General features: G+C 67.6%; 21 protein-coding genes. 9 read left to right on the top strand and 12 right to left on the bottom strand.

Going from position 1 to position 22948, the window contains the following annotated elements:
- Window positions 1-7 precede the first annotated feature (7 nt).
- The 4 genes from rpsD (at window position 8) to truA (ending at window position 3262) form a co-directional block, all read left to right on the top strand.
- Window positions 8-613, top strand: a complete 606-nt coding sequence (gene rpsD, locus G6N34_RS18640; protein ID WP_085149511.1) for a 30S ribosomal protein S4 — start codon at window positions 8-10, stop codon at window positions 611-613.
- 72 nt (window positions 614-685) lie between these two features.
- A complete protein-coding gene (locus tag G6N34_RS18635) occupies window positions 686-1738 on the top strand; it encodes a DNA-directed RNA polymerase subunit alpha (protein WP_085149508.1) in 1053 nt (350 codons plus the stop codon).
- A 92-nt stretch (window positions 1739-1830) separates the two neighbouring features.
- On the top strand, window positions 1831-2358 hold the full coding sequence (gene rplQ, locus G6N34_RS18630) for a 50S ribosomal protein L17 (protein ID WP_085149505.1): 528 nt from the start codon (window positions 1831-1833) through the stop codon (window positions 2356-2358).
- Window positions 2359-2365: 7 nt separating this feature from the next.
- Complete coding sequence (truA, locus tag G6N34_RS18625; RefSeq protein ID WP_085149501.1) at window positions 2366-3262, top strand: tRNA pseudouridine(38-40) synthase TruA; 897 nt, start codon at window positions 2366-2368, stop codon at window positions 3260-3262.
- A 6-nt stretch (window positions 3263-3268) separates the two neighbouring features.
- Here truA and G6N34_RS18620 read toward each other — a convergent pair whose 3' ends face one another.
- From G6N34_RS18620 to G6N34_RS18605, 4 genes are all read right to left on the bottom strand, one after another.
- Complete coding sequence (locus tag G6N34_RS18620) at window positions 3269-3895, bottom strand: cutinase family protein (RefSeq protein WP_085149498.1); 627 nt, start codon at window positions 3893-3895, stop codon at window positions 3269-3271.
- A gap of 75 nt (window positions 3896-3970) precedes the next feature.
- Window positions 3971-4633: a cutinase family protein gene (locus tag G6N34_RS18615; RefSeq protein WP_234812755.1), complete on the bottom strand. Its 663-nt coding sequence runs from the start codon at window positions 4631-4633 to the stop codon at window positions 3971-3973.
- Between the two features lie 43 nt (window positions 4634-4676).
- Window positions 4677-5336, bottom strand: coding sequence for a cutinase family protein (locus G6N34_RS18610; RefSeq protein WP_085149495.1), 660 nt, complete (start codon window positions 5334-5336; stop codon window positions 4677-4679).
- A gap of 10 nt (window positions 5337-5346) precedes the next feature.
- The gene (locus tag G6N34_RS18605; RefSeq protein ID WP_085149492.1) at window positions 5347-6345 is read right to left on the bottom strand and encodes an EamA family transporter; all 999 of its coding nucleotides are present in this window, start codon (window positions 6343-6345) and stop codon (window positions 5347-5349) included.
- A gap of 97 nt (window positions 6346-6442) precedes the next feature.
- On the opposite strand from G6N34_RS18605, the gene G6N34_RS18600 reads away from it, so the two are divergent.
- Complete coding sequence (locus tag G6N34_RS18600) at window positions 6443-6997, top strand: CGNR zinc finger domain-containing protein (protein WP_085150079.1); 555 nt, start codon at window positions 6443-6445, stop codon at window positions 6995-6997.
- A 67-nt stretch (window positions 6998-7064) separates the two neighbouring features.
- Window positions 7065-7523 (top strand): DUF3237 domain-containing protein, encoded by a 459-nt coding sequence (locus tag G6N34_RS18595; RefSeq protein ID WP_085149490.1) that lies wholly within the window; start codon window positions 7065-7067, stop codon window positions 7521-7523.
- On the opposite strand, the gene G6N34_RS18590 is transcribed toward G6N34_RS18595, so the two are convergent.
- The 4 genes from G6N34_RS18590 to G6N34_RS18575 all read right to left on the bottom strand — a co-directional run bounded on the left by G6N34_RS18590 (window position 7508) and on the right by G6N34_RS18575 (window position 15143).
- Window positions 7508-10756, bottom strand: a complete 3249-nt coding sequence (locus G6N34_RS18590; RefSeq protein ID WP_234812754.1) for an ATP-binding protein — start codon at window positions 10754-10756, stop codon at window positions 7508-7510. The two genes, G6N34_RS18595 and G6N34_RS18590, sit on opposite strands and share 16 nt — an antisense overlap.
- 85 nt (window positions 10757-10841) lie before the next feature.
- Entirely contained in the window at window positions 10842-12908 is a 2067-nt protein-coding gene (locus tag G6N34_RS18585) for an FAD-dependent oxidoreductase (RefSeq protein ID WP_109788306.1), read from the bottom strand.
- 21 nt (window positions 12909-12929) lie between these two features.
- Window positions 12930-13697, bottom strand: a complete 768-nt coding sequence (locus tag G6N34_RS18580; RefSeq protein WP_085149487.1) for a hypothetical protein — start codon at window positions 13695-13697, stop codon at window positions 12930-12932.
- A 9-nt stretch (window positions 13698-13706) separates the two neighbouring features.
- On the bottom strand, window positions 13707-15143 hold the full coding sequence (locus G6N34_RS18575) for a hypothetical protein (RefSeq protein WP_085149485.1): 1437 nt from the start codon (window positions 15141-15143) through the stop codon (window positions 13707-13709).
- A gap of 77 nt (window positions 15144-15220) precedes the next feature.
- On the opposite strand from G6N34_RS18575, the gene G6N34_RS18570 reads away from it, so the two are divergent.
- Entirely contained in the window at window positions 15221-15922 is a 702-nt protein-coding gene (locus G6N34_RS18570) for a hypothetical protein (protein WP_085150073.1), read from the top strand.
- Window positions 15923-15925: 3 nt separating this feature from the next.
- Here the strand turns inward: G6N34_RS18570 and G6N34_RS18565 are convergent, their stop codons facing one another.
- Together G6N34_RS18565 and G6N34_RS18560 are read right to left on the bottom strand one after the other, a co-directional pair.
- Window positions 15926-16645, bottom strand: a complete 720-nt coding sequence (locus G6N34_RS18565) for a hypothetical protein (protein WP_085149482.1) — start codon at window positions 16643-16645, stop codon at window positions 15926-15928.
- On the bottom strand, window positions 16642-18153 hold the full coding sequence (locus G6N34_RS18560) for a hypothetical protein (protein ID WP_085149480.1): 1512 nt from the start codon (window positions 18151-18153) through the stop codon (window positions 16642-16644). Before G6N34_RS18560 ends, G6N34_RS18565 begins: the two co-directional genes overlap by 4 nt.
- A 99-nt stretch (window positions 18154-18252) precedes the next feature.
- On the opposite strand from G6N34_RS18560, the gene G6N34_RS18555 reads away from it, so the two are divergent.
- Entirely contained in the window at window positions 18253-19305 is a 1053-nt protein-coding gene (locus tag G6N34_RS18555) for a polyprenyl synthetase family protein (RefSeq protein WP_085149477.1), read from the top strand.
- A gap of 51 nt (window positions 19306-19356) precedes the next feature.
- Entirely contained in the window at window positions 19357-20694 is a 1338-nt protein-coding gene (gene eccB / locus G6N34_RS18550; protein ID WP_234812753.1) for a type VII secretion protein EccB, read from the top strand.
- On the opposite strand, the gene mycP is transcribed toward eccB, so the two are convergent.
- Both mycP and G6N34_RS18540 read right to left on the bottom strand, forming a co-directional pair.
- Window positions 20650-21978, bottom strand: coding sequence for a type VII secretion-associated serine protease mycosin (gene mycP, locus G6N34_RS18545; protein WP_085149474.1), 1329 nt, complete (start codon window positions 21976-21978; stop codon window positions 20650-20652). The two genes, eccB and mycP, sit on opposite strands and share 45 nt — an antisense overlap.
- Window positions 21978-22916 carry an EsaB/YukD family protein gene (locus G6N34_RS18540; protein WP_085149471.1) on the bottom strand — a complete coding sequence of 313 codons (939 nt, stop codon included), beginning with the start codon at window positions 22914-22916 and terminating at the stop codon, window positions 21978-21980. Before G6N34_RS18540 ends, mycP begins: the two co-directional genes overlap by 1 nt.
- Window positions 22917-22948 lie beyond the last annotated feature (32 nt).

Genomic DNA, 22948 nt, shown 5'->3' with positions numbered 1-22948 from the left:
CAGACTCATGGCTCGTTACACCGGACCGATGACCCGCAAGTCGCGCCGCCTCGGCGTTGACCTGGTCGGGGGAGATCAGTCGTTTGAGAAGCGTCCCTACCCGCCCGGCCAGCACGGCCGCGCGCGGATCAAGGAGAGCGAATACCGCACCCAGCTCCAGGAGAAGCAGAAGGCTCGCTTCACCTACGGAGTGCTGGAGAAGCAGTTCCGCAAGTACTACGAAGAGGCCAACCGCAAGTCGGGCAAGACCGGCGAAAACCTGCTCCGGATCCTGGAGAGCCGGCTGGACAACGTCGTGTACCGCGCCGGCCTCGCGCGCACCCGCCGGATGGCCCGTCAGTTGGTCAGCCACGGTCACTTCACCGTCAACGGTGTCAAGGTGAACATCCCGAGCTACCGGGTGTCGCAGTACGACATCATCGACGTCAAGGACAAGTCGCTGAACACGGATCCGTTCATCATTTCGCGGGAGACCGCGGGTGACCGGCCGATCCCGTCCTGGCTGCAGGTCGTGGGCGAGCGTCAGCGCATCCTCGTGCACCAGCTGCCCGAGCGTGCGCAGATCGACGTGCCGCTCTCCGAGCAGCTGATCGTCGAGTTCTACTCGAAGTAAGAGGTTCCGCAGACCCTCTGCGGAGCACCGACCGGCATCAAATAGCGGGTGCCGAGAAGGAGAAGAAACACCATGCTGATTTCTCAGCGACCCACACTGAGCGAAGAGGTTCTCGCCGACAACCGCTCCCAGTTCGTCATCGAACCGCTGGAGCCGGGTTTCGGTTACACCCTTGGCAATTCGCTGCGGCGCACGCTGCTGTCGTCCATCCCGGGCGCAGCGGTCACCAGCATCCGCATCGACGGTGTGCTGCACGAGTTCACCACCGTGCCCGGGGTCAAGGAGGATGTCACCGACATCATCCTGAACCTCAAGGGCCTGGTCGTGTCGTCCGAAGAGGACGAGCCGGTCACGATGTACCTGCGCAAGCAGGGACCGGGTGAGGTCACCGCGGGTGACATCGTTCCGCCCGCGGGTGTGACGGTGCACAACCCCGACATGCACATCGCGACGCTGAACGACAAGGGCAAGCTCGAGGTCGAGCTCGTCGTCGAGCGGGGCCGCGGTTACGTGCCTGCCGTGCAGAACAAGGCCTCTGGTGCCGAGATCGGCCGCATCCCGGTCGACTCGATCTACTCCCCGGTGCTCAAGGTCACCTACAAGGTGGAGGCCACGCGCGTCGAGCAGCGCACCGACTTCGACAAGCTGATCCTCGATGTCGAGACCAAGAACTCGATCAGCCCGCGTGACGCCCTGGCGTCGGCAGGCAAGACCCTGGTCGAGCTGTTCGGTCTGGCACGGGAACTCAACGTCGAGGCGGAGGGCATCGAGATCGGGCCGTCGCCCGCCGAGGCCGATCACATCGCCAGCTTCGCGCTGCCGATCGATGATCTGGACCTCACGGTGCGGTCGTACAACTGCCTCAAGCGCGAGGGTGTGCACACGGTGGGCGAGCTCGTCGCCCGCACGGAGTCCGATCTGCTGGACATCCGGAACTTCGGTCAGAAGTCCATCGACGAGGTGAAGATCAAGCTGCATCAGCTGGGTCTCTCGCTGAAGGACAGCCCGGCCACCTTCGATCCGTCCGAGGTCGCCGGCTATGACGTCGCCACCGGCACCTGGAACAGCGATGCCGGCTACGACCTGGATGACAACCAGGACTATGCCGAAACCGAACAGCTGTAGCGGGAAACCGAACAAGCTCTAACCACATCTCGCAAGAGATCCGTCCCGGTCCTACCTGATACGGGGGCCGGCCCCATTTAGGAGAAGTCGCAATGCCCAAGCCCACTAAGGGTCCTCGCCTCGGCGGGTCGTCCTCGCACCAGAAGGCCCTTCTGGCCAACCTGGCCACCTCGCTCTTCGAGCATGGCCGGATCAAGACGACCGAGCCCAAGGCCCGCGCGTTGCGGCCGTACGCGGAGAAGCTGATCACCCACGCCAAGAAGGGCGATCTGCACAACCGCCGCGAGGTGCTCAAGAAGATCCGTGACAAGGATGTCGTGCACACCCTGTTCGCGGAGATCGGCCCCTTTTACGCAGACCGCAACGGCGGCTACACCCGCATCATCAAGGTCGAGAACCGCAAGGGCGACAACGCCCCCATGGCGGTCATCGAACTGGTGCGGGAGAAGACCGTGACCTCCGAGGCCGACCGCGCCCGTCGCGCCGCAGCTTCGCAGGCCAAGGTTGAGGAGAAGGCCGAAGAGGCCACCGAGGCTCCGGCCGAGGAGGCCACCGAGGTTGCCGCTGAGGAGGCCCCCGAGGCTGCTGCCGAGGAAGCCAAGGCTGACGACGACAAGTAGTCATCCGATGAACATGCCCGTCACCGATTCCGGTGGCGGGCATGTTCGCGTAGATCACCGCCCGGTGAGGTTGCGGCTTGAGATCGCCTACGACGGCACGGATTTCGCCGGGTGGGCGGCCCAGACCGGACAGCGCACCGTGGCGGGTGTACTCGATGAGGCGCTGACGACGGTGTTCCGCGTGCCGGTGGTGGTGCGGGCCGCGGGGCGTACCGACACCGGTGTGCACGCGACCGGTCAGGTCGCACACGTCGACGTGCCGGATGAGGCGCTCGTGCATGCCTACTCGCGCACGCCCCGTCCGGGCGAACCCGAGTTCCTCGCGCTGGTGCGGAGATTGGGCCGGTTCCTCCCCACCGATGTGCGGGTGCGCGACGTGCGGCGCGCGCCGGCGGGATTCGACGCCCGGTTCTCGGCGCTGCGCCGGCACTACGTCTATCGGCTGTCGACGGCGCCGTACGGGGTCGACCCGCAGGAGGCCAGGTTCGTCACGCCGTGGCCACGTCCGCTGGATCTCGAGGCGATGAACGCGGCGTCATCAGAACTCATGGGACTGCGTGATTTTGCCGCGTTCTGTCGACATCGACCGGGTGCGACCACCATTCGGGAACTGCAGCGACTGGAGTGGGAGCGTACGGGTACTCAGGTGCGTGCCTACGTCACCGCGGATGCGTTCTGCTGGAACATGGTCCGCTCCCTCGTGGGTGCGCTGCTCGCGGTGGGGGAGGGGCGGCGCGACCCGGACTGGATCGGCGGTCTGCTCGGCGCCACGGCGCGCTCGAGCGAATTCCCGGCCGCCCCGGCGCGCGGCCTGACCCTGGTGGGTGTGGACTATCCGCCGGACGATCAGTTGACCGCGCGCAACGTCGTCACGCGCGACGTGCGCAGCGCCGACGACCTGTAGGTCGGGCTACAGGCGGCCCACGACGAAGTCGACGGCCTGATTCACCATTCCGGCGTTGATGTACGCCGGGGCAAGGTGGTCCGGCCAATAGGCTTCCCAATTCTCGGGATCGGTCGGGTTGCAGATCGGATCGTCACCGTGGCACAACTCGATGGTCCGGTCGCGATAGACCGGGTTGAAGTTGCCGATCGGCCCGACCCACTGAATCCCGTTGCCGAAGAGTGCCACTGCCGCGATGCGCTGTTCCGCGTTGGCGGGCAGCGGATTCGTGAAACCGAAGAACGGCATCGGGACGGCCAGGACCACGTCGGTGACCGCGGCGCCCAGCGAGTACCCGCCGACCACGATGCGGGTGTCGGGGCAGGAGTTCGCGATTCCCTGGATGTGGCGGCTCATGTCGTTCGCGCCGATGTCCACCTCGCTGTTGGCGGGATAGTTCACCGAATAGAGGTTGACGCTGCGTCCGGTTTTGGAGCGCAGACCGTTGGCGAACGCGTTTCCAATCTGCCCCGCGCCGCGCGGTTCAAGCCGACCGCGGGCGAACACCACCTCGATGTCGGAGCACGCCGCGGAGGCGGTTGGAATGACCTGCGCGGCATGCGGAATCACCAGGGGTGTGACGAAGAGGGACATGACGGCGAGAACGCCTGCCCCGAATCCAGCGCTACGACGGCGGAAGCCCACGGCGTCAATGGTAGCGAACGCGCGCTAAACGAGTTGGGCTACGAAGCCCGCGGCCTGGCCGATCATGGGTCCGGACTCGTAATTCGTGTGCGCGAACGGGTTGCGACCGTCGGAGCAGATCGGGTCTCCGTCGCTGCACAGATCGATGGAACGGCCGCCCAGGTTGCCGGACGTCACCGGTACTCCGAACTTCGCCGACGGGTTGCCGAACACTGCGATGGCAGCCACATTTTCCCGCAGGCTGGCGGGCAGCGGGGGAGCCGAGCCCACCGAGCCGACCCTGTTGCCCAACGGCGGGACCCCGACGAGCATGTCGACGACTGCGGCGCCCTGCGAGTAGCCGCCGAGCACGATCCGCGTCGACGGGCACTGCTGGGCCATCACGGAGATGCGGTTGGTGGCGTCGTTGGCGCCGTCGGCAGCCGCCATGAAGTCGTAGGTCGCCGGGTAGTTGACGCCGTAGGTGCCCACGCTGCGGCCACCGAGCTGACCCTGCAGTTGGTCGGCGAGTGCCTGCCCGACCCGGCCGACCCCGGCCGGCTCGCTGGTGCCGCGCGCGAAGACCACTTCGACGTCGGGGCACGGTTCCGCCGTGGCCGTGGCGACAGTTGCCGACACCGCGGCAGTCCCGGTGAGAAGTGTCAGAGCCGACAACGCCGCGACGGCGGTCCTTCGCATCAGACGCATGGGGTCATCCTCACATATCTAAACTGTCTAACCGAATTTGGCGTCAAAGCAGGCCGGCCACGAATGCGGCGGCCTGGCTGGTCAGGCCTGCGGGGCCATAGTTGCTGTGCGCGGGGATGTCGTCACCGCCCGAGCACACCGGGTCGCCGGCGATGCACAGATCGATGGAGCGCGATCCCCACACCGGGCTGGTCGTGAGCGGCAGACCCAGTCTGGTCGACGGGTTGCCGAACACCGCGATCGCCGCGACGTGCTCAGGGGTGTTCGGGGGCAGGGGCGCGGTGAAGCCGACCCCGGGCACCGGGACTGCCGCGATCACGTCGATCACCGCGGCGCCCTGCGAGTACCCGCCCAGTACGAGTCGGGTGTCGGGGCAGTTCGCGATCATCCACTGGATGTGGCCGCTGGCGTCGTTGGCTCCACCCGCGGCGGCGAGGAAGTCCCACGAGGCGGGGTAGTTGACGGCGTAGGTTCCGACGCTGCGGCCCCCGACGCGTCCGCGCAGCGAGTCGACGAACGCCTGCCCGACGCGGCCGAGGCCTGGGGGTTCGTCGGTGCCTCGCGCGAACACGACCTCGATGTCGGGGCAGCCTTCGGCCGCTGCGGTGGGGGCGGGAGTGGCCGGCAACACGGTGGCGGCGAGCGCCAGGGTGAGTGCGGCACCAGTCAGAGAGACGATTCTGCGGAGGCTGGATGCGGACACAGCGAAGATGCTAGCGAGTGGAGGCGGCCGCGGTTGGCTGGATGTCGTCAGTTGGGCTGCCCACGGAGGCCGCGGTCCGGTCGCCGGTGCGGGCCAACGCCAGCCCGGCGAGCACCACCGCACCGCCGATCGCCTGGATCGGCGTCATCGCCTCGCCGACCAGAAGCCAGGCCCACAGCACCGCGAACAGCACCTCGGCCAGGCCCACCAGGGAGGCGAAGCCCGGCCGCAGCATCGCGATGCCGACGATGCCCAGGGTGTAGGCCACCGCGGTGCTGACCAGCGCCAACATGAGCGCGGGAAACACCCACGACGTCGTGAATCCGGCGACGGTGACAGGTGCCGAGGTCACGGTGAACGGCATGATTCCGGTGGCACCGAGGAGCGTGACGGTCACGGCGCCGACAATCAGGCCGCCGGCGGCCAGTGTGATCGGGTGCAGCGGTTCGGTGTCCGGGGTGGCAGCCGTGGTGTCGCTCATCATGAAGTAGCACGCTGCGCAGACCGCGGAGCCCGCCGCCCAGATGACGCCGACCGCGTTGATGTGGGCGCCGCTGAAGACGTCGAGCACCAGCATGATTCCCGCGGTGGCCAGCGCGACGCCAGCCAGTGTGCGGCCGGTGGGGCGCCGGCCCGTGGTGGCCCAGAGCCAGCCGACCACGAGGATCGGCGCGGTGTACTCCAGGAGCAGCGCGACTCCGACCGACAGGTGGTCGACCGCGTTGTAGTAGCACAACTGCGCGCCCGCGATCGGGACGGCGCCGTAGATCACGATCGTCTTGAGGTGGCGCCGGGCCTCGGCCCACCATCGGGGCCGGACGAAGCTCGCGAAGATCGCCATCATCACGGCGCCGCCGACCAGGCGGGCGGTGACGGCGGCAGTGGGACTCCAGCCCGCGGTCATGAGCGCCTTGGCGAAGGGGCCGGACATGCCGAAGCTCAGCGCGGACGCCACGGCGAACATCAGTCCGACGCGGAAGTGGTTGACGCTCGACTTTGTCGTCAGCATTGCGGCCCCTTAACCTGCGGGAATCCCGTGGAAATCCATGTAATGAGTAAAATCGACTTTGGTCATGACCATAGGACAGGGAGGAGTCATGAGTCAATTGAATTTCACTCATGACACGGAGCTCACACTTCGTGCGGCGAGTGCGCTGGTCAACAGCGACCGCGTCGAGGGGGAGCAGCTCGGGGATCAGTCCACGCTCGACGCGTACCTCGACGGGTACGGGTGGACCGGGCGGCGCGACCGGGACGACAACGAGCTCGCCGAGGTGCATCGACTGCGCGAACGGCTGGGCCAGATCTGGGCCGGTGCCGACGAGGAGGAGCGCACGGTGGCCGCCGTCAACGCGCTGCTGTCCGACACCAGGGCCTCACCCTGGCTGACCCGGCACCCGGAGATGCCCGAGTGGCATCTGCACCTGGCCTCGATCCACGATCCACTGGCCCAGCGGATGGGTGCCGAGATGGCGATGGCCCTGGCCGACCTGATCCGCGGTGGCGAACTGCGCCGGCTCAAGACGTGCTCGGCGCCCGAATGTTCGGCTGTGCTGGTCGATCTGTCGCGCAACCGCTCGCGGATGTTCTGCGACACGGGCAACTGCGGCAACCGGCAGCACGTGGCGGCCTACCGCGAACGGCGCGCGAACCAGGGCTAGCGGAAGCCGGGTCATAGGCGTGTCGATGGCTCTATCGTGGGGGGATCAGCCGAGCGTGGGGGGCGCAATGGGCGTTGAGCTGTCGCATGAATTCACCTTTTGGGCGCAGTTGAATCCCGCTGTCGACGTCGGACCGGGACCTCTCGGGCAGCGGCTCTGTTTCGAGGTGGTCGGTGGCGAGGTGACGGGTGAGCGCCTCAAGGGCGAGGTGCTTTCAGGCGGGGGCGACTGGATTCTGGTCGGAGCCGACGGCTACGGCCGCATCGATGTCCGTCTGCAGTTCAAGACCTTTGACGGCGCCTCGATCTTCGTGCAGTACTTCGGTCTGCTCGAGATCAACGAGGTCGTCGCCTCAGCGCTGGCCACCGGCGGCGGGACCCGATACGAAGACCAGTACTTCCGAACGGCGCCGCGCCTGGAGACAGGTGATCCGCGCTATTCCTGGGTGAACCGTTCGACCTTCGTGGCCCGTGGGCATGCGGTCGAAGGGGGCAGGGTTGAGTACGAGGTTCACCGCGTGCTGTGAGCGTCCGCCTCGTCCACGATTCCCCGCACGATTCCCCGCGCGATCTCGACCTCCGGCCATGTTCCGTCGGCCGGCATCCGTTCTACGGCCGAGCGCAGGGAGTCGAGTGCGGACGGCCCGCGCAGTCGATGCTCATCGAGCGCGGCGCGCAATGCGAAACCGTTGGCACCCGTGCGCGACGCCGACTTCCGGGCCGCCTCCAGATCGGCCTGAACCTGCGCCGGGTCGGTGTGCGTGTGGGCGCGCAGGCGAAGCAGTTCGGCGTCGTAGTAGTGCATTCCCGTGTCGCGAGCCAACTGAAGGCCGTCTTCGATCCGTCGGCGCGCTTCTGCTGGTTGTCCCGCCGCGAGCAGAAGCCGTGCCAGGAACCCGTCGAATGACGTGAGAAATCCCCTGGTCTCGAGAGCCCGGCACGCGGTCACCCAGCCGATCAGCATCTGGATCGGAATCTCCAGTGCGACAGGGTTCGGGGGTTCGGCCCGCAGAGTGGTCACCGCCCCGCCGCACTGGTTCATCAACGCGCCCGCTGCGATCCATTGGTCGAAGCCATGTTGTGCGCCAACGGAACTGATGTCGGCACTGGCTTCGAGTGCGCGGGAGGCCTGGCCGGCCTCGACGGCGATCGTGGCTTCGACGTAACGGGCGTAGCAGTGGCTGAACGGGCCCTGCGGGAAGTCCAGTTCGGCCGCGCGCGCGGTGGCCCGTCGCAGTGCATCGTCAGCGCCTGCCAGATCGCCACGGACCCAACGGGCCTGAGCCAGGGTCGTGAGATCCAGAACCATTGGATCGAAGGGGGCGAACCACTCAGCTTCGATATTGTGGTCGCCGCGTGCCGTCGCCATTCTCGCGGCTTCCTCGAGATGGGTTGCCGCGTTGTCGAATTCGCCGCGAAGCCAGCACACGACCCCGGCACCGGCGAGATTCTCCGAGCGCCACCAGTCCCGGCCGCCGTCAACACCGACCCGCAACGTGGTCACCACCGCATCGGCCCGCTGCAGATCCGCTCGGTTCACGTAGTAGGTGAAAAGTGCCATCAGGGTGGCGAACAACTCATCGGCATGCGGGTCGGTGCCGCTCAGTATCAGGCAGCGCTCGAAGTCCGCGGCCGCCTGTGCGCTGCCTGCGCCCTCGGCGGCCGCAGTGAGAAAGCCATGGCGCAGAAGCAGACTCACCTCGCGGTGATCGCGTTCGGGGCCCGGTGCCAGCAGGCTCAGTTGTGCGAGCGCACTCGAGAGGTGGCTGCGCGCCTCGCTCAGTGCACCGCGCCGACGGGCGGCAGAGGACGCCTTGTGGTGCGCGGAGGTGGCTTCGTCGTACCGGCGCGCTTTCTCAAAATGCTGCGCGATCAAAGGCCAGTCCGGTTCACCGTGGCTGGATTCCGCGGTGAGGGCCTCCGCGACTCGGCCGTGCAGTCTGCGCCGAATGCTCGGTGGCGGCAGCTCCGCGGCGACCTCTCGGAGGAGTTCGTGCCGGAACCGCCAGACATCTTCACTCACCGGCTGCAGCACGAGCCTGTCTTCGAGTTCGCCGATGACTTTGTCGACCTCGTCCTCGGACACGTCGATCACAGAACGGACGACGGCACGGTCGAAGTGGTCTCCCACGGTGGCTGCGGCTTCGACGAACCGAAGTGAGCGTTCGCTCGCCCGCAACCGGGCGAACAGTGCTTCGTAGAGCGAGTCGGGCACCTGCTGATCGGAGTCGGTCTGCGACGGCGAACTCTTGATCTTGGCGACCACTTCTTCGATGTACAACGGCACACCGTCGCAGCGCCGCCGGACGGCTCGTCGTTCGGTGAGGGACGAATCGGGGTGCAGCGCGAGGATGAGGCGGTCGGTCTCGCCGGAGGTGAGCGGTTTCAGCTCCACCACGGTGGTCTCTGTGCACTCGGGCAGCGAGGCGCGGTCGCGCGACGTCACCACCACCAGCAGGCGACCGAGGTTGGCGTGCAGCAGTGAACGGACAAGGGCGGTGGTGTTCTGGTCGAACCAGTGCATGTCCTCCACCAGCAGGACCCCGGGCCTGCCGTCGAGACACGCGACGAGGTACTCGGTGATCGCACCCGCGATGCGCTCCTGCAGGCGCTGCCCCTCAGCGGCAGCGGGTCGGTAGCCGTGGTCTGGCGTGATGCCGAGGACAGGCGCGAGCAGTGGCACCACGGTCTCCACGTCGAGGCCTCTGGCCGCCACCTCGTCGCACAGGTTCTGCAGCCGTTCGCCCGGCCCGGTCGTCCTGCGGATGTGGCAGCGTCGCTCGAGCAGCTTGCGAACGGGATGCATACCGACGTCGGTGTGGAACGGCGACCCGACGAGTTCCAGCGGGACGCCGCCGGCGTCGGTGGCCAGTGTGAGCGCATGACGGGCGATGCGGCTCTTTCCGATGCCCGGTTCCCCCTGGAACGCGATGCTCAGGGTCGTCGAGCTGCCGGCAACGGCCTCACTCCACCGATCCGACAGGGCCGCGAGTTCGGATTCGCGGCCGATCATCGGCCCCGCTTGAGTGTCCGAGACGGCGTCCTGTTCGGAGATGACCCGGAAGGGCACCACTTCTCCGTCGACACCCTTGACCGCTTGAGGAGCGCGGGCCTCGAGCTCGAAGCTGTCGCGGATCAGGCTCGCCACCGCATCCGAGACCGCGACGGTGCCCGGTTCGGCGACGCTGCACATCCGGGCGGCGAGATTCGCCGCGAATCCGTAGACGTCGTCCTGAGCGGTGTCGAGATAGACGAGCCCGCGGTGAATGCCGACCCGAACGTCGATCTCGAAGCCGAAGCTGCGGTTGACCCGGGAGCTCAGCTGGTCGATGGCCCTGGTGATGTCCAGACCGGCCTGCGCGGCGCGCCGAACATCGTCCTCGTGCGCGCGTGGGTGTCCGAACACCGCGAGAAGCCCGTCGCCTTTGGTGTTGCCGATGTGACCGCCGTAGTGGTTGACGGTGCGCAGCACCTCGTCGCGGTAGCGGCCCACGACCGTGCGGTAGATCTCGGGGTCAATGCGTGTCGACAACGCGGTCGAGTCCACGAGGTCTGCGAACATGATGGTCAGGCGGCGCAGTTCGCCGTCCTCCATGGGCGCGACCAGCAGATCTTCGGCGTCGGCGTTGGTGCTGTCCACTGCCAGCACCTGTCCCGCGAGATCGCGTGCTGCTTCGCGATCACCGCTGTTGACTGCGGCTACAGCGCGGTCGAGCAGTTCATCGATCGCAGCCTGCCGCCGCCCCGGGCTGCCGTCCACAGACTGATTGTGACCCGACAGCGGCGAAGTTGCGCAGTCAATTTTTTCGGGCGCGTCATCCGCGCCGTCGGCGCTCACATAATCCTCAAGGAATGTAGAACCCCCGAATGCGGTGGTGCCGGCCTCGGCCGAGTACCGCGTTGGCGGCTTGAAGGCCCGACAGAACCGAGGATTCGATGCAACCGGCGTTCATTCCGGAGTCAGTCCAATCGCCTGCCAGCACGAGGTTGTCGTAGCCGCTCTCGTCTGGTCGGAGTCGATAGCGGTCGGTCCCCGGTACCGACTGCACATAGCGGTCGGAGGGGTCGATGTTGACGCTGACGTGCTGCGTTGCCAGCGCAGCGCTGCCCCGGTGGCCGTTCACTCCGGTGAGCATGTGCCACGCGAAACCGTCCTCGGTCACCGCGTTGGGAAAGAACAGTCGCACGTGGTCCTGCAGGTAGTCGAGAATCTCGGACTGCGCGCGGCGCTCACACTCGGCGGCGAACTCAGCGTCCTCACGCGAGGTGGGCCAATCGGTGTGCAACGGGCCGCAGAAGTAGGCGACCGTGCCGGGCTTGTCATCGTCGGGCCACTGCTCGGCCCACAGCGTTTGGGGCATCGAGGCCCACGTGTCGTAGGGCGTGACGTATCCGCTGATCGTCGCGCCCGGCCAGCGCAGGCCCAGCGTCTCGTGGTCAGGCCGTAGCCACAGTTGGAACGCCTGTGTGGCGACCGTGTGCAGCTTCGTCGTCATGTCCTGCCACTCGGGGCGGTCCTCGATCAGTTCGTCCGCGATGATCGGCAGCATTCCGAGCGACACCGCCAACACGATCTGGTCGAAGTCGACACCACGGCGCAGGACACGAGTCTCGACGTCGTCGCGGCTCCCGAAATGGGATTCAAGGCTCGCAAGGCCCTCGCGGGGTTCGATCTGATCGGCCAACGGGCGATCCGGGAAGACCGGCAGTCCGCCGACCGTGGTGAGCGGTTCGTAGCGTTCGACACCGGCGGCCAGACGTACCTGCCTGCCCAGCGTCACCGATTCGATCGCATGGTGAGGGGTGTCGAGGTGCAATGAATCGACACGGTGGAAGAACTCGAAGGCCACGCCGCGCTCGCGCAGCGCCTGATACAGCGGCGCGATGACGACGTCGCCCATGCCGGCCGTCATCTTCCAGAAGATCGCGCCCCTGTAGCGGAACAGCATCACCCCGGTGAACAGAACACCCAGTCCGGCGCCGAACGCGGGCTTGTCGGGATCGGCCTTGTCCCAACCGAACACCATGTCGTACATGGCCCGAACCAGGGGGAAGTCGACGGTGTCGGGGTGCGCACCGTGGCGCAGTGCCCAATCGCTGAAGTCCTCGTCCTGGATGGCGCGCAACCCGCGCGGGTCAGTCATCAGGTTGTCCACGATCATCCCGCGCGCGGTCGCGGTGAGCAGCGAGATCAGGATCCACGTTCGCCGATGGTCGGTGCGCCGTTCGTAATCGAGCGTCTCGCGAACCGCGTCCAGGACCTGTCCCAGAAGGTCGGTGCCCGCTTCGTGCTGCGGGCGTGGGTTGAGCATCGCGATGGTGGCCGCGAGGACGGCGCGCTGCACTGTCTGCAGCAGTGTGCCGGCGGGTTTGGGCGGGGTCGGGGACACCGACAGCGTCAGTCCCGTGTCGGGTTCAGTCTTCATCGACTCCACCAGATCGCGGATGAGTTGCATTGTCCGCTCGAAGAACCCGATCACCGTCAACGGTCCTTTGTCGGGATCGGGGTCGCCCGGTTGATCGGCGGTGCGCGAGAACCGGCCCAGCCACACCTGCCATTCGTCGTCGAAGAAGTCGGCGGCACCCAGATCATTGGCGGGAACCAGGGCCTGGTCCCAGGTGTGGATTGGGCTCTCTGGATCCGTTGTGGCACGGTCGAGTTCGGCATAGCACTCACGCAGGAGCGTGAACGCGTTCTCGTAGGACCCCAGCCATACGTGCAGGCCGTGCTCCTCGATGCGGCCGTTCTCGCCGCGACTTGAGGCCCCCTTCCCGCCGAGACGCCAGCCGCGCTGATACACCGTGATCGACTCGAAGCGGTCCTGCCAACCGGGCTCGCTGAGGCGCCATGCTGCGGTCAGTCCAGCCATGCCGCCACCGAGGATGGCGACCTTCTTTCTGCGGTCCGTCACGCGCGAGATGTCTCCGTCACGTCAGATCGCAATCTCGACGGGGACCGTCGTGGTCGTCTTCCCGCCGACCACGACCTCGACCGTACCCACATAGATGCCGCTGACCAGTGGCCGGGGATCAACGCCGATCCGGAATCTCTTCTTGTCCTTGGGCAGGACGTCCTGCGGCAGCGGCTTGTTGCCGCCCTTCCCCGCGAAATGGAAGGACACCAGGGCCGCCGGGATCTCGTCGGACGTGCCCGGCCGGCGCAGGCCACCGCCCGGTTCCCCCACCTTCAGACGGAGCAGCCGGTCCACGCTGCCCGGAGCGACGAAGCTATCGGAGAGGGTGACGGGTCGCTCGTACTTCGCCGGTCCGATGAGGGCGGTCTCGGCCAGTTCGATCGAGCCGAGCAGCGAGATGTTGGCCAACTTGACCATCGACCTCGTCCAGACGTCCGGGCTGTTGGGTTTCTTCTCGAACTCGCCGGCGGCATCTCGGGCGACGGCCCCCGCCTGCCGGATCATCCGGCGTCCGATGGACTCCATGACGTCGGCGACCTGCCGACGCCCCTCTTCACCAGGATCGGGCTTGGCGGGGGGCCGGTCGATGACGTCCTTGGTCAGCTGGATCCCGCTTCGCACGGCGAGGTCGACGGACTTGGTGAAGGAGTCGATGAACTGGCCGGTCGTGTAGGTCGAGACGTCGGCGGACTCGGCGATGGCCTGCGTGGCGATGGCCCGGGCCTGATCGGCGATTCCCTTGGCGGTCTGGGTCAGGCGGTTGGCGACGACTGCGGGATCTTCCATCGGTCGCTCCTAGGGTGTTGAGCCCGCGGTGGGCTTCGGCCGAAAGTTCTCCGTCGCGGTGTTGAAGGCGTCTTTCGTGCGCCCGCGCAACAGGGCGCTCATGAGGTTGGTGAGATCGTCGAAATCGTCGGCGTCGATGCCGTCGTTCCACCGATTCATGTACTGGTGGAACCACAGGTTGGCGTCGTCGAGGCTGCCTTTGAGAACCCGATTGGTGTCGCGGCACATCTCGTCGCGGATGTCGGCGGGAAGCTGGGGGATGACCACGGGCCACGTCGTCGAGGTGTCCTTGGGCGGGACCGGCGTGGGTGGGGCCACCGACGCCGTGAAGTCCTTGAGGGCGCCCTTGTAGGCCTGCAGTTTGCGGAACATGTCGGTGGCGTTGGTGGCATAGCCCATGGTTCTGGCCATCACCGCAAGCGCGGTGGCACTCATTCCGCTGATCAGCAGTTCCTTGCTGGTGCGGACGCGCACCCCGGCGTCGGGATCACTCGGGTCCAACAGCGTGATCCAGATGTAGCCGTTGTCCACCAGCACCATCTTGTCGGCCTGGGGCCATCCGCTGCCGGTGTCGAAGTCATAGTTGAGGAACAGTCCGGAGCCCTGAAGTCCGCTCCAGAACTTCAGTGGCGTCCGCAGCCGGTAGCGACCGCATTCGCCGCTCACCTCTTCGCGAATCGGCGTCCAACCGTAGGTGTTTGAGGGTTCTGCTGTCATTTCGCAGAAGAAGCCGCTGAAGTACTTGTTCCAGTTGACGGGGCTGATTCCGCGCTTCAGCTTGGCCAGCGTGACGTCGGGCCACTTCACCGAGGTTCGGACGACAGCGCAGTACTCGTCCTTGACCTTGCGCAACCGGGGGTCGATGGTCGCTGTCGCGATGGCCGGATGCAGCGGGCTGTTGGTCTTCAGTGCCTTGTGCAGACCCCGCAGTGTGGTGATGTTCTGGGCCCGGATCGTCTCGGCGAACGCCGTCGCGGCCGCCCTGCCCAGGACACCGCCGTCGATACCGGGGAAGACAGGTGTCGCCGCCAACACCAGGTCGAGAACGGGGTCGAACTCCCCGCTTGGATCGGTCGCCCGTCGGACATTGTCGAGCACGAACGCCGCTTCGATTGCGCGGCTTGCCCATGAGGGCGCCAGACCGTCCTCGTCCGAGGTGATGCCGCCGTCGACGATTCCCTCGAACTCCTGCACCGCGTCCTCGAGCGTTGGTGGGATCAGCGGTTCGGGTTCGGCCGTGGGCTCGGTGGGGTGATCACTGAAGTACCTGAACAGTTCGCCGTACCAACCGATTTCGCCGGTGCTTCCGGCGAACCCGGTGATGTTGCGGGCTTGCTCCCGTGCCTGGTCGGCCTCAGGGCCGTCTGGCCCACCCGGGCTGTTGAGCTCAAAGAGCGCGTCACTGACCGCGCCATAGAGCGCAAGTACAGAGTGTTGGACCGGCATTCCCCCACCTCCCCCGCGGTGCGGAATTAGCATACCGTCGTACAGCGCGTATGTGGAGGTTCATCGAGGGGGAACAGATGGCCGATTCGGTGTATGAGGACGGCAGCATTGCCGATCTTCCGTGGGGTGCCGTCTTCGATCCGGTGGTGAACGCGCGCGCGCTGAGCGCGGTCCAGGCGCGCGGCTTCCGTGCGGCCCGGGAGGTCGTCGATCGCTTCATCAGTATGGCTGCGGATCTTGAATTCTCGGCACCGGAGTCAGAGTCACGGTCCGAACAACAGGACACCTCGGAAGGCGGCCCGTCAGCCCCGGGCGGCATCGACGTGGAGCGCGCGCTCGGGACCTGGCAGAGCATGCTCGGCCAACTCGCGAACTCCGTCAAAGACACATTCGCCCAGCAGGCCACGTCGGGCCCGGCGATGTTCGACCTGCGGACGTCAGACGCCGCCGGACAGGTGGTCCTGAACGCCGATGGGCCGGGCGCGGTCTCGACCGAGGTGTGGCTGCACAACGGTGGTCCCGAGGATATGGGCAAGGTGCGGCTGCGGTGCAGCGACCTGCTGGCCCACGATGGTGCGGTCATCGAAAGTGACTGTGTGCGTTTCGAACCCGACGTGGTCGCGATGCCGGCCCGGTCCAGTCGCGGCATCATCATCGAAGTGGATGTCGCCGATGACCATGCACCGGGAAGCTACCGGGGGACACTGCTGGCCGACGGGCAGCCCGACGTCTGGCTGCCCGTGCTGCTCGTGGTGGCCTCGGAACTCAACGACCGCTGAGGATCAGGTGGCGTCAACCGAGAAGTCGAAGCCGACGGTCTGACCGTCCACGACCGCGGTCCCTGTGTATACCCCGCTGGGCAATTCGCGGGTACGGAACCTCAGGATGTAGTTCCCCCCGGCCTCGTCGGGTGGGGCAGGCTCGAAAGTGATTCGGCGAGAGGGGACTCTGGTCTTCTCGTCGTCGCCGTAGCGGCACACCTTGACGGCTCCGAGCTTGGGCTTGTGGCCCGCCTCGCCGGGGGGCACGTCGATCGGTATCTCGACAATCCCGGCATCGAACTGGGCCGGACCGCTGAACAGGGTCTGTGCGACTTCGAGGCCGCCGACGATGGCGAAATCGACCAGCCTGGTCATCGACATCACCACATCGTCGACATCGTAGGTGCCCTTGTCGATCCTCGCGGTGGCGTCGGACGAGACACCGCGCGCCTCCTGCATGAACCGTCGCCCGACGGCACGCGAGTACTCGGCGACCTGCTTGAGGCCGGGTGGCGTGTTTGTCATTGACCGCCTGGTGATTTCGGCGCCCCCGGTCGCGGCGATCTCGACCATCTCCGTCATGGTCAGGATGAGGTCGCGGGCCGTGTACTCCTCTCTGTTGATCTTCCGGGACGCCTGAGTGGCCACTTTGGTGGCGCGTTTCAGCGCCTTCTCGGCAGCTTCCTGCACACCTTCGATGATCGGGTCGTATTCAGATCTGGACCCGTCGTCTGTGGTCACGGTGACTCCTTCGAAGGCGGGCGCACGGTGTTGACGGCCTGTTCGAACGATGACATCGCGAAGTCCGTCAGCGTGGTTCCCCAGTCGGTGCCGATATCGATGATGTCGCTCGGCTTGATGCCGTCACTCCACTTGTTCACCGTCTCCTTTGTCAGGTCTGACACTGTCTGGGTGAACTCGAGCGCCTGGGTCTGCGCGTTGTCCAGCAGTGCCTCGCGCCATCCGGTGGGAAGATCGGGCGCTTCTGTGGGAGCAGTGGGTTGGCCCAGCTCATCGGTATCTGATGTGTCGGCGCCCTCGTGTGGGCCGGCATGGGCCGGCTCCTCGGTGGGGGAGACCGGACCGAACTCGATGCACCCGTCGGGAGGGGATGCGGCTTTCGCGGTGAGCAGCTGGGCCGCCGCGTCCGGCCAGCCGGTGTAGATCCCGAGGGCCGCCGTGGCGGTGGGGCTCAGCCCGCGGATGCGCAGCTCCTTGCTGGCCCGAACCCGCACTCCGGCGTCCGGATCGTCCCGGTCCAGGTTGGTGATCCAGATGTAGCCGTTGTCGACCTCGACCAGCCTGGAGTCGTGGGGATCCCGCAGCTCCGCGAGGTCGTAGTTGATGCAGATTCCGCCGTCTCTGGTCTCCGTCTTCCAGTACCGCAGCGTGGTCTTGAGCATCCACCGATCGAGGGGGTCGGGGCTGACGACCTCCAGGATTCGGGTCCATCCGTTGGACGTCTGCGGCCGATTCCACTCCATCGCGGAGAAGAAGTCATAGAGCAGATGCCAGTTGCGCGGTTCGATGAATCTCTTGAACTGTTCCAGCGTGAGTTCGGGCCGCTGCCAGTCCGAGGAAAGGATGCTCGACCACCGGCCCTTCAGGTTCCGCAGCCTGGCCGTGTAGTGATCCTCAATGCGCAGCGACACCGTGTCGGGGTCCTCGTTGACCATCTCGCGCAGGGTCTGATCGACCTCCGCGCGAGACGTGGAGGCCCGCAGTTTCGAGGCGATCTCGACGCTGCGGTCCTCGGGCAGCGCGGTCGCGTGGTTCACCACCACGGCCAGGGGGTCGACATTGCCATCGAAGAGCAGCGCGTCGGCGGCCTTCTCGCCGAACACGTGGGTGCCGTTCTCCGCCTCGACGATCTTGTTGATCACCGTGGAGGCCCGGATCAGGGACGAGGCGTTGCTGGCGCAGTCCTCGATGAGGTCCTGCGCGGTGGGCGCGCGGACCGCGACGGGTTCGGTGCCCAGGATCCGTTCACGGGGTTCGTCCAACACCATGGACACCGCGTCGGCGAAATCCGGCAACATGACGGACGCGGGCTGCTCTCCGTCCACGGGTCGCAGCGCGTCCTCGTTCTTCGACAGGAAGCGCTGCAGTTCGCCGTACCACCCGCGCCGCCCGGGCCGGGTCACACCGGGAAGCTGCTCCTCGACCATCTGCACGGTGCCGGGGCTGCATTTGGGCAGTGCCTCATCGATCGCACCGAAACACGCCAGCTGTGCCTGCGGTTCCACCATGTGTGACCCCCCCGAGCGGTGTCGGGCTTAGCATAAGCGGTACTTGGCGTCCATGATGCGCCATCGGGGGAGGAAACCACGTGGTGGGCGACGTTTTAGATGACCAGTACCGCTGACCGGACCGGCCTGATCTCGAGCGTCGAGACCCGCCTGCGGGAGGTCGGCCGGGTGGTGCGCAACTCGATGCTGGACGCCATGCCAGACGGTGACCCCGTGCAATGGCTGTACGGGCCGATGCGTGAATACCCCGCCCGGCCCGGAAAGGCGCTGCGGCCCGCGCTGTGCATGTCGTCCGGCCGCGCGTTCGGCGGCAGCGCCGATGACCTGCTCGGCGTGGCGGTGGCAATCGAGCTGCTGCACAACGCATTCCTGGTGCACGACGACATCGCGGACGGCAGCGAGATGCGCCGCGGCCGGCCGACCTTGGCTGCCGAGCACGGGGTGGCCGCCGCATTGAACGCGGGCGACGGGTTGGCGGTGGTCGCCGGTCAGGTGCTGCGCCGCGCCACTCGACGGCTGGATCGCGACCTCGCAGAACTGGTGTGGGGTGAGTTCGACACCATGGCGTTACGGACGCTGGAGGGGCAGGCCACCGAAGCCGGCTGGCAGTTGGACGAGATCGTCGATCTCGGTCCCGAGGACTATCTCAACCTGATCATGCACAAGACGTGCTGGTACACCACCATTCATCCCCTGCGGGTCGGCGCGATCATCGCGACGGGAGGGCAGGCCGAGCTCTCGGCGTTGGTGCGGTTCGGGTTCCATTTCGGCGCCGCCTTTCAGATCCGGGACGACCTGCTGAACCTCATCGGTGACGAGGCGATGTACGGCAAGGAGATCCTCGGCGATCTCTACGAGGGCAAACGCACTCTCACGCTGGTGCACCTGATGGCGACGGCGACCGGCTCCGACCGTGACTTCGTCCGCGACTACCTGCGACTGCACCGCGCCGAACGTTCGGAGGACATGGTGCGCACCATTCGCGCGCTCATGGACGACTACGACTGCATCAATTTCACTTCCGAGTTTGCCGAGGGAATCCTGCTCACAGCCGAGGACTACTTCGAGGAGGCGTTCGCCGACGCCCACGCCGGGCCGGACCTGGATTTCCTGCGATCACTGGTGCCCTACGTCTGGGCCCGCTGGCGCTGAGCCTGGGGATCGTCGAACACCTCATCGGCACGGTCCACTTACGGTCGGACCGTGACCCTTCCGGCGGATGGCCGGCGCTACCTGGCGCGGCGCATGGAACGCGCGCTGGACCGCGGCGTCGCCCGCGGTGGGCCCGACGGGCCACGGGCGAGGTCGTTCTGGATCGGCACGGGCGCCGTCGTCGCCACGGCAGGCCTGGTCGGCAGCGTTGCGCTGTCGATGCTGCGTCCCGGTACCGATGTGGGGGATGCCCAGATCCTGATGGACCGCGACGACGGCGCGCTCTACGTGCGTATCGAGGAGACGCTGCATCCCGTTCTCAACCTGACCTCGGCGCGCCTGATCACGCGCCACGGCGGCGGCCCGCGTGCGGTGCGACCCGATGCCCTGGCGACGTTCGAACGCGGTGCGACGCTCGGCATCCCAGGTGCACCGGCACAGGTCGGCACCAGCCTCGACGGCGACGAGGCGACCTGGACCGTGTGTGACGGGCCCCGCACGGTCGTCCTCGTAGGCGCACCGATGCCGTCCGACTCACCCGCCGGCAGCGAGGCGGTGTTCGTCACCGGACCGACCGGGACCACGCACCTGCTGTATGCCGGCACCCGGGCCGTGGTGGACGTCGCCGACCCGGCGGTGTCGCGTGCACTGCAACTTGATCAGGTTGAACCCGTGCCGGTGTCGGCCACCCTGCTGAACACGCTGCCCGAGGCCCCGCCGCTGGTGGCCCCGCACATCCCCGGGGCGGGTAATCCGGGGCCCGCGCAGTTGCCCGGACTGCGCATCGGGGATGTGGTTCGGATCGAAAGGTCCTCGGGACCAAAGTATTTCGTGGTGCTTGCGGGAGGGGTTCAGTCCGTGTCCGGACTCGCCGCCGACCTGATCCGCACCGCGGGTGGAGCCCGTGTGATACCGATCCTGTCTCCCGACGCCCTGACCGCAGTCCCGGTCGTCGGCGCGCTTGCGGTCTCAAGCTATCCAGACCGACTGGACCGGCCTGGCGAAGGAGGCGAATGGGTGTGCGTGCACTGGGACTCCGGACGCGTCACTGTCACCACCTCTGACGCGCTCCCGTTGCCCAACGGGAGGGTTCCGGCCCGGCTTGCGCAGGCCGACGACGCAGGCCCAGCGCTCGACGAGGTGTCCGTCCCGCCCGGCCGAAGCCTGTACGTGCGGCCCGAGCGTGGGCCCGGGACCGGGGTGCTCGTCACCGACACCGGGGCCCGGTTCGGAGTCGACGCCGAAGCCGCGGGCCTGCTGGGCCTACCCGAACACCCCGTGCCGGGCCCGTGGCCGCTGGTCGCTGCGCTGCCCGAAGGGCCCGAGTTGTCCCGCGCGGCGGCGTCAGTGCGGCGAGACGTCGCCGCGGCCGCGCCGCCGCACGGCTGATGATCCCCACGCCGCGATCGCCACCGCGATGCAGGCCCCCGCGCCCGCCACGGCGATGGTCCGCGCGCGGTCATCGCCGGTGGCAGCGGGCGTGACCTCGACAAGCGATTCCGGCTGTTCGGTCAGCGTCGTGGGCGCTTCGCTGCTCAACGCGGCGACCGGGTCGATGACGCCGTTTCCCACCGCCGGATCCCAGCCACGGGCTGGGCGATGCGCGGTGGTCTCGATGCGCTGCATCACCTGGCGCGCCGTCAGTTCGGGGAACCGCGACCGGATCAGGGCGGCCAGCCCGCTGACGATCGGCGCGGCGTAACTGGTCCCCGAGATCGGAGCATCTCCGGCGGCCGACGGCAGCGCGTCCACCAGGCCGCCGCCAGATGCGCTCAGTGACACCAGAGCCTCACCGGGCGCGGCGACATCCACCCACGGGCCGGCGAGGGTGAACGCGGACGGGGCTCCGTCGACGGCGACGGACCCGACCGTGAGGACGTAGTCGTCGTACCAGGCCGGGCTGACCGCCACCGTGGCGGTGTCCCACTGCGCGGCCTGACCTTCGGGTTGCCGGGGGCAGCGGACGGGGCCACCGACATTTCCCGCGGCTGTCACCACGACGACGTCCTTGGTGTCCACGGCGTAGGCGAGTGCGGCGCCGAGTGCGCGGTCCGCGAGGTCGCCCTCCGCGCACGCCACGACCGAGATGTTGATGACGGTCGCACCACTGTCAGCAGCGACGCGGACGGCGCGGGCCATGGTGTCGACGTCGCCGAACCCGGACGTCGCGGGCTCGTCAGCCGGGCCGAATCTGGTGCTCGACTGACGCACACTGAGCACCGTCGCCGCGGGCGCCACACCGGAGAACCCGTCGGCGGAATCGGGTGCGGCCGCGATCAGGCCCGCCACGACCGTGCCGTGCCCATCGCAGTCCTGCGTGCCGTCGCCAGAGGCGACGTAGTCGCCGACACCCTCGAGTTTCCCCAATCGGTGGTGTGGTGCCACGCCGGTGTCGATCACGGCGACGCGCTGCCCCTCGCCCCGGGTCAGCGTCCAGAGTGTGTCAATACCCAGCGCGCTCAGCGGAGAGCCCTGTGCGGCAGCGGGTTTCACCGCACTTCCGATGACGCAGGCGTCGCGCTGCACGGTCGGTCGCGGCGGCACAGGGCGAGCGGGTTCCGGCAGCAGACTCGGATCGACGACTGGCGGCGTCAACGCATGCGCCGTCGGCGCGAGCGCGCTTGGGGCCACCGCCAGCACGGCCGAGGTGAGCAGTGCGGCAACCGTGCGCATCACAGCGCGCCGCTCACAGCGCCGTAACCGCCGCACGCCCAGACCGCCGCCGGCGGGACCGCCACCAGCAGTGCGTTCTCGCATGCCGTCAGCGCGCGAGGGAGTCCGCCCGCTGGAGCGGCCGCGCACCGGTAGGTCCGGGCCAGCAGCACCGAGGCCACCAGCACGCCGAAGACGACGTGCGACCACCCCGTTGCGCACAGAACCGTGCTCAGTGCCGACACCGCCGTCGCCCCGGCTGCACCGCTGACGACGTGCCGATGCGCGCGCAGCAGGGCAGCGGCGTCGTCCGGCGCCCGGGCGACCAGGGGGGCGATGCGGCCCGCCGTCGCCATCACCATTGCCGCTGCGGCGCCCGCCGCGACGGTGGCCGTGGTGAGGTGCGCTCCGAGGATCGTCGCGGGCAGCAGCGCCACCGTGAGCACTCCCGCGGCGATCGCCGCGGGCATCGCCACCTGCGCGGAGTCGGGCCGCCACCGCGCACCGAGCAGTGCGACCGCCATGACCGCCGCGGCCACCAGCAGGAGTCGCGGTGCGCCTGCGGCGTGCGGGAGCGCCGCGGCCGCGGCCACCGCGCCGAACACGAGCACCGCGGCCAGTACGGCGGGCGCCACGAGATGCGGGGCCTGCGGGCTCGTCGCCCACTGCGCGACCGTTTCGGCGGCGTCGGTCGCGGGACGCCGTCGGGGTGCGGGAGTCGTTGTGCCGAGCAGAAGCAGCGTGCCGTCGGCGACCGCGAGTTCGGCCAGTGTCCGCGACGAGTCCAGCGGACCCGACGGGGTGCTCACGTGGGTGGCCTGGGCGGCGGGCACGGCGCCCAACTCGCAGAGCGCGGGCATCATCTCGGACAGCGGCACGTCGCCAGGCAGCGCGACGTCGAACATGTTGTCGCCGCACCGAATCGCCACGAGACGAGCGTCATTGGGGGATGAGGACATGGCCCGAACGCTAGCCACGCCCCAGTGCCTCG

Source organism: Mycolicibacterium confluentis, from assembly GCF_010729895.1.
GTDB classification, from domain to species: Bacteria; Actinomycetota; Actinomycetes; order Mycobacteriales; family Mycobacteriaceae; genus Mycobacterium; species Mycobacterium confluentis.
This window is presented reverse-complemented; position numbering and strand designations above follow the sequence as displayed.